Source organism: Burkholderia paludis, from assembly GCF_000732615.1.
In the GTDB taxonomy this organism is placed as follows: Bacteria; Pseudomonadota; Gammaproteobacteria; order Burkholderiales; family Burkholderiaceae; genus Burkholderia; species Burkholderia paludis.
In genome coordinates, this window is sequence record NZ_JPGL01000035.1 from 1 (window position 1) to 15,175 (window position 15,175).

Consider the following 15,175-nt stretch of genomic DNA (forward strand, 5'->3'; position numbering starts at 1 on the left):
GACCTCTGTAATGCGGTAGCCAATCCGCGGATATCAGCGTGATCCACCGTCGAGACGTACTGCTACGCCGCCCTCAGGAAATTCGAATGGAACCTCTCAGAGAGAACTGAAAACCGATCCCAATTGACAGCGGGAGTCATATCAGCCGTGAAGCGTCGAGAGGTTGTTTCTCGGCGCGGGAAGTCTGGCCATCGGCGCGACACCGTCGGTGGCGCCATGAGCGCGATGCCGGTTGCAGTGATGCTGCCAACTCGCCAAGGCTTCAATACGATGGGCCGAGCTTGGGTACGTCCATGCGTAGGCCCGCTCACGTAGCGCCGACTGGACGAAGCGTTCAGCCTTGCCATGGGTCGACGCCATCCCCCCGATTCGCGGCACGCGCGGCAGACCACTTCGCGAGCCCACGGTCATCCACGGCGATCGCGGCTACGACCCGGACACCTATCGCCAGCGCTTGCGTGATCGTGGCATCAGGCCGGTGATCGCGCGACGCAGGACTGAACATGGCTGCGATCCGGCCGAATTCCGCAGGCTAGTCGAACGGGCACACTCGCGGCTCCACAAATTCCGGCGTCTTCGTATCCGATTCGATCGCCGAGCCGACATTCACGAAGCGTTCTTGAAACTTGGCTGCGCTCTCGTCTGCTGGAACATTTTGAGGCGTACGACGCAGCATTCTTGATCTGAGCTATTGCGGCAAAAGCGGTATGTGTCACAGGTGCTTGAACATGCAAACGGCGCCAGCATATTCATCTTCACGTCCTTGTCGATTCAGGCAACCAGGAGTAACGGCCTGCCGGGAACGTAAGTGGCTTCCCCACCGGGTTTTTGAACTAGTGATATGAACGCGTCCCGCTCGCGAATGCAGATCAAAGGGCAGTGGATCCCCGCGGGCCAACGGCATCGATGTGCCCAGGTGGAAAATGCACGCATTTCCCGACAACCGGACGATCCGGAGTGAATGCTACGCGTGCTGGAATCGACATTGCAAAAAGTGTCTTTCAACTGCACTACGTCGCCTCGGAAACCGGCCGGATTGGTGCCGAAGCATCGAGGCCAGCGCGTACCTGGTTCAGGGCACGGAATTGCGATTCGCTCAAATGGACGAGCATCCACCCCGGTGTTGCAGTGTCGGTCAACTCGCGCATGTCTGGTCAACAACAGGCTGATTGCGATTGGAAACGCGCCATCGACACGGGACAAGAGTCAGCGCGGCCCCGCCCAGGTTCATGCTCCGTTGGAAAGCGATACAAGCAGTGGCCTGAACTTTCTTGACAGTCGGGATAGTAGCGCGCTGGTAGGATCGTTCGCCAATCTGTCCGGACTGTTACGTTCAGTCATGAGATCGCCAGCGTCCGCAGTCCTTGCTCCCCAAACGAGCTCGCGAGCGTGAACGCGCCGAAGTGGAAAGAAGGCAGGATTTACCCAAGCGTATTTCTTCATACGAGTCACACAAGCCTGATCAGGACGTCGAAGATTTCGATGCTTGCCGGCGTCGGGACAGAATTGCGCGCCAAGGGTAGTGCCACGCAGTCGCGCTCGGGCGAGACGCTGTCCGGGCGCGTGTCGGCCAAAACCGGTCAAGCTTGACAATACGGCGTCGCTGGCTCCCGACTCGTTGAACTGGTTCTATTAGAGAGATTTTGGCGGTGCCCGATACACCCGGAATCGAGTATCTTTCGCAATCGCTTCGGTGGTTGCGTTTTTTATGAAGAATGCCTGCCGAATGACCGCCCCGCGCCAAGTGAAAGACTGCATTGATGATTAAAAAAACCAAGCATGAAGTGCTGACAAAGGAGATTGCCGGTCTCATGTTGCTTAAGGTGCCGGGATGATCCGCGTGGAGACGGATGTAATTGCACGCTGGCGTAATACATTCATAAAATTTCTGGCTCAATTGGAGCCAGGCAGCGGGTTGTCGGCGCGTATTCGACTCGCGAAGGCTCGTGTCGATCGATCACATTGCCCGTTGGGTGGAAGCCGCGCGATGAAGCGTTCCGACGGACGGAGATGGTCGGGTTCGGGTTGCGCCTCGCGGTTTTCAATACGTCGCCGGGTGATCGGACGAGGTGGACGCATCGAGCTGGTTGGCGGGAACGCATGATGAACAAACGTATGGCGCACGAAGCGAGTGCAAAGACAATGCTTTTGCCGTTGCCCTTGGCGCTGGTGCGAAGTATATCGCTTGAAAACCACATGTCGCTTGCCGCGATGCGTAGCGGATATGGTAGCGCCGAAACGTTGTGCGTACTATTGCGCGTGCTGTACATGCTTTTCTTCATGCTTGACGGAAGCTATGGCGATGGAGATATTCCACGACTGTTGGAGACGGAATCGGCGCTTGAGAAATCCGTTCATGCGGTAGCCTCTGGAAAGGACTGGCACCTCGACGAAGCGAGCTTGCTGGCGATGGAAGAGGTTATGTCGCGCTTCGATGAGGTCGTCGCGAACGTGTCGGTGTCTCTTTACCAGGAGTCTTGGGAGAAGACGGCCGAGTTTGCTCGATCTGCGTTGCAGTCGCCGATACCAGGTAGCCAGGTTGGAGAGGTATGGCTGCTCGCCGAGTGAATCGCGCGGAAACCGAGCGCATGCAATTCCAGCGTGGGGGGCGTTTGGCCGCACGCTTCTCGACGTGACGTGAATTCACCGAATTTCCCCGGAATCCGCCCGCAGCATGAAATCGCGGGCCGCGCTCGCGCACCTTCTGGACATGCTCACGCTACCGTGACAACGCTATTCGAAGTGATGCGCGAAATCTCGAAGGAAGACATCACGGTGCTGCTCGTCGAGCCGAACGCGCGCCTCGCGCTGCAGGCGGCCGACCGTGGCTACGTGATGGATTCGGGCATGGTCGCGATGGAAAGCGATGCGATGCAGGTGGCTGACGATCCGAAGGGACGGGGTGCGTATCCGGGCGAGTAACGCTATGCTGTCACGCTGCCCGCGCCTGCCGGCGCGGGCTGTGTCAACGGACCGCTTCGGTCCTGCTGTACCTGTAGTGCCAGTCAATTCTGACCCAACAAGGGATATCGATAATGTACAAATCGCTTCTTACGGGCTGTGCCGCAGCCGCAGCGCTCTCTTTTGCACTTTGCAATACGGCTTCGGCCGATACGATTGTCAAGATCGGACACGTCGCTCCGCTAACGGGTGGCTCGGCTCACCAGGGCAAGGACAACGAAAACGGTGCTCGCCTTGCGATCGAGGAGATCAATGCGAAGGGTCTCGTGATCGCCGGCAACAAGGTCACGCTGCAACTCGATCCGCAAGACGACGCAGGCGATCCGCGGCAGGCGACGCAAGTAGCGCAGAAGCTCGTCGACGACAAGGTCATTGGTGTGGTGGGTCACGAAACATCGGGCACGTCGATTCCGGCGTCGAAAATCTACAGCGATGCCGGAATCGTGCAGATTTCGCCGTCGGCGACGAATCCGACCTACACGCAGCAAGGCTTCAAGACGGCCTATCGCGTCGTTGCGACCGATGCACAGCAGGGGCCGGCGCTCGCGAGCTATGCCGCCAAGTCGATGGGAGTCAAGAAGGTGGCCATCGTCGACGATTCGACCGCATACGGTCAGGGCCTGGCTCAGGAGTTCGAAAAGGCGGCGAAGGCCGACGGACTGAACGTTGTGTCGCATGATGCGACGAACGACAAGGCGATTGACTTCCGTGCGATCCTCACAAAGATCAAGGGCGAGAATCCCGACGCCATCATGATCGGCTCGATGGACGCGACGGGTGGTGCGTTTGCAAAGCAGGCCAAGCAACTCGGCCTGCGGGCAAAGATCCTCGCCGGCGATGGCGTCTGCACGGCCAGTATCGCCGATCTGGCAGGCGCGGCGGCGGCCGACAACATCGTCTGCTCGCAGGCCGGGGTCGGCCTCGATCAGATGGCGGGCGGTGCGGCGTTCGCGGCGAAGTACAAGAAGCGTTTCGGCCAGGACGTTGTGCTGTATTCGCCGTATACGTACGACTCCGTCTACATCATCGTCGATGCAATGAAGCGTGCAAACTCGACCGACCCGGCCAAGGTTCTCGCGGCCATGCCGAAGAGCGACTACAAGGGCGTGATCGGTGAAACGACTTTCGATGCAAAGGGCGACCTGAAGCACGGTGTTATTTCGATCTACACCTACAAGGATGGCAAGAGGACATTCATCAACAAGGTGTCGATGTAACGAAGCGTTGGTTCATGTCTTGACATAAAACCACGTTTTAATCACGCTCCAAAGGTCGAAGGTTTATTCGACCTTTGGAGTGTCTTTGAATTGTCTGGAGGTCGGTAAACCACCCGTTTCGAGAGGCGTACATCTTGTACGGCGACAACCGATTGTCCCTTCATGGTCGGAAACTCCCGATCGCATCGAACGAACCATTCGATACGTTCGATGGTAAGGCAGGGATCGATGACAATTGCGGTGCGTTCCAACGGACTATGCGCCCAAGCGGCGTGAGTGTCGATGACACGAAGCTTGAACGCCCCGACGCCGGGTCAACGTAAGGATTGCGTTGGATTTCAAGTTCGATAAATTCAATCTCCTGAACTCAAGGCAACGCGCGTTTGATGAGCCTGCGCGAGATGCTGACGGCGTATTTCCCGCATCTACGAATCGTGAGCAGATGACGGCGCAAGCCGATGCGAGCAACGCGACATGAGTATCGAACTCCCGTTCGAAGCGGATACGCAACTTGCCGAAGCCGGCCAGCCACGCATGGGTACGTTCGACAACCCAGCGGTGACGACCGAGCTTTTTGCTGCTCTCGATACGACGACGAGCGATGCGTGTCGTGATGCGCGTCGCTTCAACGATTCCCGGCAATGCGCATAGTCGTATTCCTTGTCCACATGGACTTTGTCCGGGCGTTGCCGCGGTCGCCGGGGTATCCCTCTCACCGGTCGAATCCGGTACTGCCTCAAACACTTCCGTGTCAGGCCCCCCCAACCGGCAACCCGCTATCCCCGATCTGGATCGGCGCCGCCTTGTCGTCCTGCCCGATCAAACTGTTCCATAGCGCACGGAGTTCGGTTTCTCCGGGCGATCCCATGGCCTCCGTGCGAACCGCGGTATGAACGAGGACAAAACCGGACACCGGATCGACAAACATCCGTTGTCCGTGGATGCCTTCCAGCGCGAACGCCCCGTGCGACCCGGGCAACAGCCAAACCTGGTATCCATAGCCTCCCGGAAGATCGCCACGGCCCAACGCGAGATACGAGCCCGGCGCGACGGGCCGGGTGGCATCCAGCACCCACTGTCGCGGAACGATCTGCCGGCCGTTGAACCGGCCGGCGTGCGCAAGCAGCAGCCCGAACCGGGCGTAGTCCCTCAGCGTGGCATTGAGACAGCAGTTGGCGATTTCCTGCCCCGTGTCGTCGGTGATCCAGCTCGCGTTGCCTTCCGCCCCCATCGGCTGCCAGATGCGCGTCTGCAAATAGTCGGAAAGGGTCATGCCGGTGGCGCGGGTCAGCACGACACCCAGCACTTCGGTGTCGAGGCTGGCGTAGTTGAACACGCTGTCCGGTTCCGCAACCCGCGTGTTGAACTGCTTGATCGCGGCAACGGGACCGGGGCCGGCGGGCGAGAACAGCAGCCGATGCAGCTTCGTATCGTCGTCGGATCCGGAATACTTTTGCGTAAAGGCAATGCCGGACGCCATGTGGAGCAGCGCGCGAATCGGTACCGCGCCCATCCCGGTGTTCCGAAGCTCCGGCACATATGCCTGCACCTTGTCGTCGACGGACGCAATCCTGTGTTCCGCGACGGCGATGCCCACAAGCATCGCGACGAAGGTCTTTGCCATCGAGTCCGACTGCAGGCGATCCCGATCCGTGCGCCCGTACTGGTAATGCTCGAACAGGATCGTGTCGTCTCTTGCAATCAGCAGGCCCGTTGTGGGGTTGCGCGCCAGATAGTCGTCGATGGTCAGCGAACGCCGGTCATATCGATAGGTCACGCCCAGTTCGGCCGGCGCGCGCTCGAGTGTCGAAGGCGTTGCGGCTTTTCCAACGACATGCGACGGATGCAGGCTGTCGAAGTGAGCGTAATTTCCGACCATGTTCTGTTGGCGTAACAGGGGCGATCCCACCGGATAGTTGAGGTTCTCGCCGTAGGCCGCTGCGTCCGGGCCCGTCGGCGAGAAGACAGGATTCGCACCGTGTCCGTTTCCGGCACTGGCCGGCACGGGCGGGGCGGCCACGACGAGGGAAAGCGCGCAAGCAAGGCAGCGAACGGTATTCACGGCAGGACTTCTCCGGGGTCATGAACGGGGCGCGGATTGCTTGCTCGGGGCAGGCCCGAACGCAATGCCGGCTTGCAAAAAACGATGTGCGGCGCCGCGGCGTTGACACGTGTAGCGAGGCAGCGATTGCGGGGTGTTTCAGATACGGATGGCGCGGTGCAGATGGCGGCGCGCGATCACGGCACGCACGTCATGCCTGCAAATCGCCGCGACGGCACGACACGCGGACTTGTGTCGCCCGACACCCCGGCATCGACGATCCGCGCGGGCCGCCCCGGCGCTCATCCCCGCTTGACGACCGTGTCCTGCGCGCCGAGCAGGCGGCCGTCTTGCGAGCGCAGTTCCAGACGCTTCACGGGCTTCCCGTGTCGGCGATCCACCAATTGCACGTGCGTCTCTTCAGGATCGAAGAAATACGTTTCGCCCCATTGACGGAGCGCCACCAGCAGCGGAAACAGTCCGCGGCCTTTGTCCGTCAGGACGTACTCGTGGTAAGCGCTGCCGTCGGACGCCGGCACGGTTTCCAGAATGCCGTGTTCCACCAGGTTGCGCAGTCGTGTCGACAGAATGTTCTTGGCCAGCCCCAGGCTTTTCTGAAACTCGCCGAAACGGGTCAGGCCGTCGAAGGCATCCCGGACGATCAGCAGCGACCACCAGTCGCCGATGGCGTCGAGGGGGCGCGCCACCGGGCAACTGGCGTCTTTGTGGCTGGTGCGCTTGACCATCGGCTTCTCCTGCTCGCGCCGCTTCCGATCCCGGAACGTCCCCGGAATATCGTCCGCCGCGCTTCGATTGCCTCCGGCCGGACGTCTTCGCATCCCGCCTTCGGCACATCCTGGTTGCTCATGAAAATTCGGTTGCATAGTAAAACCAAGTCTGCTACAAAGCAAATGGTTTCAAGATGCAACCGCATCCCGGCGTACCTGGAACATTGCGCTGGCGCCCGCTGCCGATCGACCCGCAATCCCGCCTGTTTCCCGACCTGCTGCCCTGGACGAGTCTGCTCATGACCTATTACCGCACCGCAATCGTCGACGATCTCAAGATTTTCTACCGCGAGGCCGGCGATCCGTCGCATCCGACGCTGCTCCTGCTGCACGGATTTCCCGCCTCTTCGTTCATGTATCGCGATCTCATCGCGAGGCTGTCGCATCGTTTCCATCTCGTTGCGCCGGATTACCCCGGCTTCGGCCACAGCGACGCGCCGTCGACGGATGCGTTTTCCTATACGTTCGACCGGCTGTCCGAGGTGATCGAGCGGTTTGCCGAGCAACTGGGCCTTGACCGGTACGGCCTGTACATGCAGGATTTCGGCGGCCCGGTGGGCTTGCGCATCGCGAGCCGGCGACCGGAGCGGGTGTCGTTCCTGGTGGTGCAGAACGCCAACGCGTATGAGGAAGGCTTGCCCGACAGTTTCTGGGGGCCGGTGCGCGAACTGTGGCGGGACCCGTCCCCGGCCCGCTACGAGAAGATCCGGGAAGCCGGCATGTCCGCGGCGGCGCTGGAGTGGAACTACACCCACGGCGTCCGCGACGTGGAGCGGATCGACCCCGACAGCTGGCTGCTGCAGCGTGCGCTGCTGGAGCGGCCCGGCAACAAGGACGCGATGCTGGCGCTGCTGTACGACTATGGCAGCAATCCGGGGCGTTACCCGGCATGGCAGGCGTATTTCCGCGCGCATCAACCGCCGACGCTCGTCGTCTGGGGCAAGAACGACGCCATCTTCCCGCCATCCGGCGCGTATCCGTATCAGCGGGACCTGAAGCTGGTCGATTTCAATGTGCTGGAAACGGGGCATTTCGCGCTGGAAGACCACGGTGAAGTCATCGCCGCGCACATCGAGCGGTTCCACGGCACCCTGTCGGCCTGACGCCACCGCTCCTCGCGGAGCACGCCATGCGTCGAAACGTCGACGCCCTCGCCGTCGCGCCGTCTGCCGCGCGGCGGCGAGCCACGGGAAGGTCCACGGACGTGACAGGCGCCGCATGCCACCTTGGGCGCCTCCCGTGGGCGTATGTCAGCGCGCTCGTGCGGTCATCCGCAGCGTTCCGGCTCCGGACGGGAGGCCATCACGGAGAGTGCGGCCAGGTCACGCCGATCGCGCGTCGCCGACACGAGCTGCCGGGTGCAGGCATGTCGAGGGGAATGCAGCGTCTGAAGCGTCTCGCCGGTTTCGACGATGCGCCCGTTCTGCATGACCGCGATTCGATGTGCGGTTGCGTGCAGCACGTCGATGTCATGGCTGATGAGAACGTAGCTGAGCCCGTGGCGGCGCTGCAGGTCGACCAGGAGCGCGAGGATGGTGCGCTGGACCGATACGTCGAGGGCGCTGGTGGGCTCGTCGAGCACGAGAATGCGTGCGTCGACGGCGAGCGCGCGCGCGATGGCGATACGCTGACGCTGCCCGCCGGAGAACTGGTGCGGATAGCGCGCGGCGGCGTCGGCCGGCAGGCCGGTCTCGGCAAGCAGTGCGGCGACGCGCGCGCGACGCGCATCGGGCGTCAGGTGCGGGTGATGCAGCGTCAACCCTTCGCCGACGATCTCGCCGACCGTCAAGCGCGGCGGCAGCGAGCCGAACGGATCCTGAAACACCATCTGCACGTGGGCCGCACGCGCCATCCGCGACGACATCCGCGACGACGCCTGCGCGCGGTCGAGCCCGGCAAAGCCGATGGTGCCGCCGAGCGGCCGTAACAGGCCGAGGATGGTCGATGCGAGCGTCGACTTTCCGCAACCCGACTCGCCGAGCACGCCGAGCGTTTCTCCCTCGCGCAGATGGAGATCGATGCCGTCGAGCACCGGCGACACATCGCTGCGAAACACGCCGCGCCAGCCGCGTGCCCGCTGACGATAGCCCGCGCGGAGCCCGTCGATTTCCAGCACGCGCGGCGCGTCGGCCGCGAGCGGCGCGAGCGTGCGCGCCGGCACGCTGCCGAACAACATCCGCGTGTACGGATGCCGCTGCGCGGCGAACAGCGCGCCGGTTTCGCCGCTTTCGACGATCTCGCCGTCACGCATGACGGCAACGCGGTGCGCGAAGCGGCGCACGAGATGCAGGTCGTGGGTGATCAGCAGCACCGCGAGCCCGGATTCGTCCTCCTGCAATCCGATCAGCAGGTCGACGATTTGCTGGCGGGTCGTGGCATCGAGGGCGGTGGTGGGCTCGTCGGCGATCAGCAGGCGCGGCCGGCAGGCGAGCGCCATCGCGATCATCGCGCGCTGGCGTTGCCCGCCGGACAACTGATGCGGATGGCAATCGAGCTTGCGCTCGGGTTGGGGAATGCCGGTGCGGCGCAGCAGCGCGATGGCGCGGTCCCGCGCGGCCGCGCCGCGCAGGCCCGCGTGCAGAAGGAGGCTTTCGCGGATCTGCCGGCCGATGCTCCACACCGGATTCAGCGCGGTCATCGGTTCCTGGAACACCATGGCGATGTCGCGCCCGCGCACGCCGCACCAGTCTGCCTCGGTATTGCCGAGCAGTTCCTTCCCGTCGAGGCGCACGCTGCCGCTGACCGCGGCGCCGTCGGCGAGGCCGAGCATCGCGAGCGCAGTGAGGCTCTTGCCCGACCCCGATTCGCCGACGAGCGCGACCCGTTCGCCGCGCCCGATCGACAGGTCGAGACCCTTGACCACCGGGTGCGTGCCGAAGCGGATCCGCAGGTTTTCCACTGCCAGTACGGGCGTATTCATGTGCGTGACGAACCCTGGGCGCCCGGCTTCCGGACGGCGAGCGCATCGCGCAGCGCGTCGCCGATGAAGGTGAGCAGGAGCAGTGTGATGACGAGTGCCGCGATCGCCGTGGCCGAGATCCACCATGCGTCGAGATGGTTCTTGCCTTCGGCGAGCAGCTCGCCGAGGCTCGGTGCGGGCGGCGGCACCCCCAGGCCGAGGAAGTCGAGGCTCGTGAGCGCGACGATGGCGGTGCTCATCCGGAACGGCAGGTATGTGATGACGGGCGTGAGGCTGTTGGGCAGGATGTGCCGCCATATGATCTGCCGGTCGGAGAGGCCGAGCGTGCGCGCGGCGCGCACGTAATCGAGCGAGCGCTTTTGCAGGAATTCGCCGCGCACGTAGTCGGACAGCGTGATCCAGCCGAACGCGGCGAGCAGCACGAAGAGGAGCGGCAGGCTCGGTTCGAAGATCGACGAGAGGATGATGAGCAGATAGAGGTCGGGCAGCGCATTCCAGATCTCGATGAAGCGCTGCCCGACGAGATCGACGCGTCCCGCGTGATAGCCCTGCAGCGCGCCGGCGAGCACGCCGAGCAGCGCGCCGGAGAGCGTGAGCGCGAGCGCGAACAGGATCGAACTGCGAAAGCCGTAGAGCACGCGCGAGAAAACGTCGCGGCCGAACGCATCGGTGCCCAGCCAGTTTTCCCGGGAGGGCGGCGCGGGAAACGGCGTGGCCGCGTGATAGTTCACGGTGTCGTAGCGATAGTGATCGGGCGCGTAGAGCGCGAGATTGCCGTCGCGGCCGAACTGCTCGCGGATGAACGGGTCGAGATAGTCGGCTTCGGTCGGCAACGTACCGCCGAATCGGGTATCGGGGTACGTGCGCACCGCGGGAAACAGCCACTCGCCGTCGTATCGCACGAGAAGCGGGCGGTCGTTGGCGATGAAGCCCGCGAACAGGCTCGCGACGAACAGCGTGGCGAACACGACGAGGCTGGCGAAGCCGGCACGGTGCGCGCGAAAGCGCCGCCAGAAGCTCGCCGTGCGGGCGGTCGGCGCGAAACGGGCCACGGCAAGGCGCGGCGCCGGCGGTCGAAGAGGGGTGATGGCAGCCATGAGGGACGAAGGGGTCAGGGGGCGTTGCCGCCGAAATGAATGCGTGGATCGATCAGCGCATAGGCGATGTCGCCGACGAGCTTCGCGACGAGGCTCACCACGGTGAACACGAACAACGCGCCGAGCACGACCGGATAGTCGCGGCCGATGATGGCGTCGTACGAGAGCCGGCCGACGCCGTCGAGCGAGAACAGCGTTTCGATGAGCAGGCTGCCGCTCACGAATGCCGCGACGAACGCGGCCGGAAAGCCGGTGACGAGCGGGATCAGCGCGTTGCGCAGCACATGTCGCCACACCACGCGCTGGCGCGACGCGCCTTTCGCGCGGGCGGTCAGCACGTATTGACGCGTGAGCTCGTCCAGGAACGCGTTGCGCGTGAGCAGCGAGACGACCGCGAGATTGCCCGCGACCGCCGCCGTGACGGGCAGGACCAGATGCCACAGACGGTCGACGATGCGGGCGCCGAAGGCGAGCTGGTCGTAGCCGTCCGACGCCAGGCCGCCCAGCGGAAACACGTGCAGGAACAGGTTGCCGCTGAAGAGCATCAGCAGCAGCACGCCGAGCACGAAGCCGGGAATGGCGTATCCCGCGAGCAGCGCGATGCTCGTCGCGACGTCGAACGGCGTGCCGTGGCGCAGGGCCTTCGCGATGCCGAGCGGCACCGAAATCAGGTAGGTGAGCGCGAGCGACCAGCCGCCGAGCGCGACCGTGACGGGCAGCTTGCTGACGATCAGGTCCCGTACCGACCGATGCTGGAAGAACGACTGGCCGAGATCGAGGCGCGCGTAGCGACCGAGCATCCGCACGTAGCGCGTGAGCGGCGGCGCGTCGAAACCGAATTCGTGGCTGATCGCCGCGATCTGCGCGGGATCGACGCCTTCATTGCCGTGATAGCCGCCGCCTCCGCTCGTGCTTTCGCCGTGCAGCGACGTCCCCTGGAGGCGCGCCATGACCTGTTCGACGGGGCCGCCGGGCACGAACTGCATGATGATGAAGGTGAGGGTCAGCACGCCGAGCAGCGTCGGCACCATGAGCAGCAGCCTGCGGCCGATGTACGCGATCATGAGCGGCCTCCGTCGTTGCGCAGCGGCGCGCCCGCTTGCGGATGCCACCAGCCGATGACCCAGTCGGCCCAGCCGTACTGCCGCGGCACGCTCGACGGCGGCGCGATGCGCGCATTCCACGCGATGCGCGCATGCGTGATGTGCCATTCCGGCACCATGATGTGTTCGCCGAGCAGCACCCGGTCGAGCGCACGCGTTGCCGCGACCAGCGCGCTTTCGGACGGCGCGCGCTGGACGGCGTCGATGAGCGTGTCGATCGCGGGCGACGCCACGCCCGCATAGTTTTCCGAGCCGGGCGTGCGTGCCGCCGCGCTGCCGAAGCGGCGCGCAAGCTCCGCGCCCGGAATGCTGGCCGGGCGATAGCCCATGGTGGTCATGTCGAAGTCGAAATGCTTGAGCCGTTCGTTGATGACGGCCTGGTCCATGATGCGCACGCGCGCGTCGATGCCGAGCCGCCGCAGGTTGCGCACCACGATCATCAGGATGCGCTCCATCCCGCTGCCGTCGTCGAGCAACTCGACGGCGAGCGGCGCGCCGGCCGCGTTGCGCAGCACGCCGTCGCGGTACTGCCAGCCCGCGCTCGCGAGCAGGGCTTCGGCCCTGGCGAGGTTGCGCCGCAGGCCGTTGGGGGCCGATGTGTCGGGTTGCGGCGGCAACGGCCCGAACACGACGGGCGGCACCGCGTCGCGCAGCGGCTCGAGCAGCGCCAGCTCGGCATTGCCCGGTGCGCCCGTGGCCGCAAACTCGCTGCCGTCGAAATAACTGCGGCTGCGCGTGTATTGCCCGTAGAACATGTTGCGGTTGATCCATTCGTAATCGAGCGCGAGCCCGATCGCCTCGCGCACGCGCACGTCCTGGAACTTCGCGCGGCGAAGGTTGAAGATGAGGCCTTGCGCACTGTTGATGCCGTATTCGGGAAATTCGCGTTTGCGGAGCGTGCCGTTCGCGAAACCCGGGCCATCGTAGTTGTGCGCCCATTGTTCGGCGCTGCCTTCGAAGAGCGCGTCGATTTCGCCCGCGCGGAACGCCTGCAGCGGCGCGTACGGATCGCTGTAGAGCCGGAAGCGTATCGTCGAGAAATTGAACATGCCGCGCCGCACCGGCAAATTCGCGCCCCAGTAGCGGGGGTTTCGCCGATAGACGATCTCGCGGTTGCCTGCACGCGACGCGATCACGTAGGGGCCGCTCGCGAGCGGCTCGACCGTCGCGAGCTGATCGAAGCGCGGCGTGCCGCCGTCCGGCGTACGCCCCCAGTTTCGTGAAAATACGTAGAGATCGCCCGCCGTGAGCGCCGCGCGACGGTCGGCGCGGCGGAACTCGAAGCGAACGGTGTGTGCGTCCACCACGACGGCGTCGCGGATCAGCGCATAGCGGCTGCTGTAGACGGGCGATGTCGCCGGGTTCGTCAGGCATTCGAACGAGTAGCGCACGTCGTCGGCGGTGACGGGGTCGCCGTTCGAGAAGCGGGCGGCCGGGTCGAGATGAAACGTGGCCGAGAGACCGTCCGGCGCCACCGCGACCCGGTCGGCAAGCAGTGGGTACTGGACGCCGACCTCGTCGAGACTGCGCTGCATCAGCGTCTCGAATGCAAGATTGAGCAGGTCGGGCGCCGCGTTGCCGCGCAGCAGGAACGGGTTCAACGAATCGTAGGACGAGACTTCCCCGTAGTTGGACAGCGTGAGCGTGCCGTCGCGAGGCGGCGCGGGATCGGCGTAGGCAAAGCGCGTCAACGCGGAGCCGGGCCGGGCGTCGCCGAATTCGGAGAGCGTGGTCCGCCAGCCGGGCGCCGGCGCGGGAGGCGCGGCGGGCGCGATCGCGGCCCGGGCCGGCGCGACGACGCATAGCGCAATGCACGCCGCGATCCGCCACGCTGCACGGCGGCCGGCACGACGTGGATGACGCGGAAACGAGCGGCCGGGGCGTGTCATGGATGCCCCGGCTGCGTGACCAGCGACAGCTTCGCGATGCCCGCATGCTGGATCGCCCCCATCACTTTCGCGACGGGCCCGTACGGCACGGTTTCGTCGGCCTGCAGCGAGACCGCGAAATCGGCGTCCTGCCGCTTGCGCGCTTCGAGCTGACTTTCCACCTGCGCAAGCGGCACCTGCTGCTTGTCGAACCATACGGCGCCGGCGGCATCGACGCTCACCGCGAGCGGCTTCCTGGGATCGGCGGAGGCCGTGGCTTCGGTCTTCGGCAGATTGACGTGAATCGCCTTGTTGAGCAGCGGCGCGGTGACGATGAACGCGACGAGCAGCACGAGCATCACGTCGACGAGCGGCGTGATGTTGATTTCGCTGAGGACGTCGTCGTCCTGGCTGGAAGAGGAAAAGGCCATTATGCGGTGGCCTCCTGCGCGCGAACGAACGACGCCGCGCCGCGTTCCGCGCGTGACGGGGCCGTGCCGGCGGCGTCCGCGCCGTCGCGCGCGAGACGGAAATGATCGCGCTGCGCGAGCGCGTAGAGATCGCCTGCGTGGTCGTCGAGGCGCGCCACGACCACCTTCACGCGCCGCACGAACACGTTGTACGCAAGCACGGCAGGCACGGCCACCGCAATGCCGATGCCGGTGGCGACGAGCGCCTCGCCGATCGGGCCGGCCACGACGTCGATGCTGGCCGACGCCGCGTTCGAGATCGCGCCGAGCGCGTGGATGATGCCGAACACGGTGCCGAACAGGCCGACGAACGGCGCGACGCTGCCCACCGATGCAAGCCATGCGAGCGAATGTTCGAGACGGCGGCGTTCGTGGCCGATCTGCCGTGCGAGCTGGCGCTCGAGCGTGTCCTGGCGGCTCCACAGATCTTCCGGCGTTTCGCCGGGGAAGGCGTGCGCGTCGGCGAGCGCATCGAGGGCGGCTTGCGTGACTCGCGCCTTGGGGCCGGCCGGCAGCGGCCGCGCGGCGATCTCGCGCAGGCCGTTCGCGTCGGCGAGCGATGCGCTGGCGCGGCCGTCGGCCAGCGCCGCGCGGACATGCTGGACGGTCTTGATGACGATGATCGTCCAGGTGGCGACGGAAAAGAGGCCGAGCGACCACAGCGCGCCCTGCACGATGACGGTAAGCGTGAGCGAATTCATGTTCGAGCT

At 64.6% G+C, this 15,175-nt stretch carries 13 protein-coding genes and 4 pseudogenes; 7 read left to right on the forward strand and 10 right to left on the reverse strand.

Annotation, left to right across the window (positions count from 1 at the left end):
* Positions 1-141: 141 nt before the first annotated feature.
* A pseudogene (locus GQ56_RS41625) lies at positions 142-351 on the reverse strand (integrase core domain-containing protein); the annotation flags it as partial.
* On the opposite strand from GQ56_RS41625, the pseudogene GQ56_RS41630 reads away from it, so the two are divergent.
* The 6 genes and pseudogenes from GQ56_RS41630 to GQ56_RS0121930 form a co-directional block, all read left to right on the forward strand.
* A pseudogene (locus GQ56_RS41630) lies at positions 341-682 on the forward strand (IS5/IS1182 family transposase); the annotation flags it as partial. The pseudogenes GQ56_RS41625 and GQ56_RS41630 overlap by 11 nt on opposite strands.
* A gap of 707 nt (positions 683-1,389) precedes the next feature.
* The gene (locus tag GQ56_RS44515; protein WP_152601816.1) at positions 1,390-1,590 is read left to right on the forward strand and encodes a hypothetical protein; all 201 of its coding nucleotides are present in this window, start codon (positions 1,390-1,392) and stop codon (positions 1,588-1,590) included.
* Positions 1,591-1,831: 241 nt separating this feature from the next.
* Positions 1,832-2,104 (forward strand): hypothetical protein, encoded by a 273-nt coding sequence (locus GQ56_RS47225; protein ID WP_407638597.1) that lies wholly within the window; start codon positions 1,832-1,834, stop codon positions 2,102-2,104.
* Entirely contained in the window at positions 2,101-2,568 is a 468-nt protein-coding gene (locus tag GQ56_RS0121920; protein WP_052007296.1) for a hypothetical protein, read from the forward strand. The genes GQ56_RS47225 and GQ56_RS0121920 overlap by 4 nt, the downstream gene beginning before the upstream one ends.
* Before the next feature lie 156 nt (positions 2,569-2,724).
* A pseudogene (locus GQ56_RS41635) lies at positions 2,725-2,922 on the forward strand (ABC transporter ATP-binding protein); the annotation flags it as partial.
* Positions 2,923-3,035: 113 nt separating this feature from the next.
* Positions 3,036-4,178 carry a branched-chain amino acid ABC transporter substrate-binding protein gene (locus tag GQ56_RS0121930; RefSeq protein WP_407638598.1) on the forward strand — a complete coding sequence of 381 codons (1,143 nt, stop codon included), beginning with the start codon at positions 3,036-3,038 and terminating at the stop codon, positions 4,176-4,178.
* A gap of 423 nt (positions 4,179-4,601) precedes the next feature.
* Here the strand turns inward: GQ56_RS0121930 and GQ56_RS46575 are convergent.
* The 3 genes and pseudogenes from GQ56_RS46575 to GQ56_RS0121940 all read right to left on the reverse strand — a co-directional run.
* A pseudogene (locus GQ56_RS46575) lies at positions 4,602-4,903 on the reverse strand (transposase); the annotation flags it as partial.
* Between the two features lie 26 nt (positions 4,904-4,929).
* Positions 4,930-6,240: a serine hydrolase domain-containing protein gene (locus tag GQ56_RS0121935; RefSeq protein ID WP_052007297.1), complete on the reverse strand. Its 1,311-nt coding sequence runs from the start codon at positions 6,238-6,240 to the stop codon at positions 4,930-4,932.
* A gap of 281 nt (positions 6,241-6,521) precedes the next feature.
* The gene (locus GQ56_RS0121940; protein WP_031400675.1) at positions 6,522-6,965 is read right to left on the reverse strand and encodes a winged helix-turn-helix transcriptional regulator; all 444 of its coding nucleotides are present in this window, start codon (positions 6,963-6,965) and stop codon (positions 6,522-6,524) included.
* A 206-nt stretch (positions 6,966-7,171) separates the two neighbouring features.
* Here GQ56_RS0121940 and GQ56_RS0121945 point away from each other — a divergent pair, with 206 nt between their 5' ends.
* Entirely contained in the window at positions 7,172-8,110 is a 939-nt protein-coding gene (locus GQ56_RS0121945; RefSeq protein WP_235212730.1) for an alpha/beta fold hydrolase, read from the forward strand.
* A gap of 164 nt (positions 8,111-8,274) precedes the next feature.
* On the opposite strand, the gene GQ56_RS0121950 is transcribed toward GQ56_RS0121945, so the two are convergent.
* The 6 genes from GQ56_RS0121950 to GQ56_RS0121975 are packed head-to-tail and all read right to left on the reverse strand — an operon-like array spanning position 8,275 to position 15,166.
* Positions 8,275-9,927, reverse strand: a complete 1,653-nt coding sequence (locus GQ56_RS0121950) for an ABC transporter ATP-binding protein (RefSeq protein ID WP_034199186.1) — start codon at positions 9,925-9,927, stop codon at positions 8,275-8,277.
* Positions 9,924-11,024, reverse strand: coding sequence for an ABC transporter permease (locus tag GQ56_RS0121955; RefSeq protein ID WP_031400678.1), 1,101 nt, complete (start codon positions 11,022-11,024; stop codon positions 9,924-9,926). Before GQ56_RS0121955 ends, GQ56_RS0121950 begins: the two co-directional genes overlap by 4 nt.
* 14 nt (positions 11,025-11,038) lie before the next feature.
* Positions 11,039-12,088 (reverse strand): ABC transporter permease subunit, encoded by a 1,050-nt coding sequence (locus tag GQ56_RS0121960; protein WP_031400679.1) that lies wholly within the window; start codon positions 12,086-12,088, stop codon positions 11,039-11,041.
* Complete coding sequence (locus tag GQ56_RS0121965) at positions 12,085-14,016, reverse strand: extracellular solute-binding protein (protein WP_031400680.1); 1,932 nt, start codon at positions 14,014-14,016, stop codon at positions 12,085-12,087. The genes GQ56_RS0121960 and GQ56_RS0121965 overlap by 4 nt, the downstream gene beginning before the upstream one ends.
* The gene (locus GQ56_RS0121970) at positions 14,013-14,426 is read right to left on the reverse strand and encodes an ExbD/TolR family protein (protein WP_031400681.1); all 414 of its coding nucleotides are present in this window, start codon (positions 14,424-14,426) and stop codon (positions 14,013-14,015) included. Before GQ56_RS0121970 ends, GQ56_RS0121965 begins: the two co-directional genes overlap by 4 nt.
* Positions 14,426-15,166, reverse strand: a complete 741-nt coding sequence (locus tag GQ56_RS0121975) for a MotA/TolQ/ExbB proton channel family protein (protein ID WP_031400682.1) — start codon at positions 15,164-15,166, stop codon at positions 14,426-14,428. Before GQ56_RS0121975 ends, GQ56_RS0121970 begins: the two co-directional genes overlap by 1 nt.
* Positions 15,167-15,175: the final 9 nt, after the last annotated feature.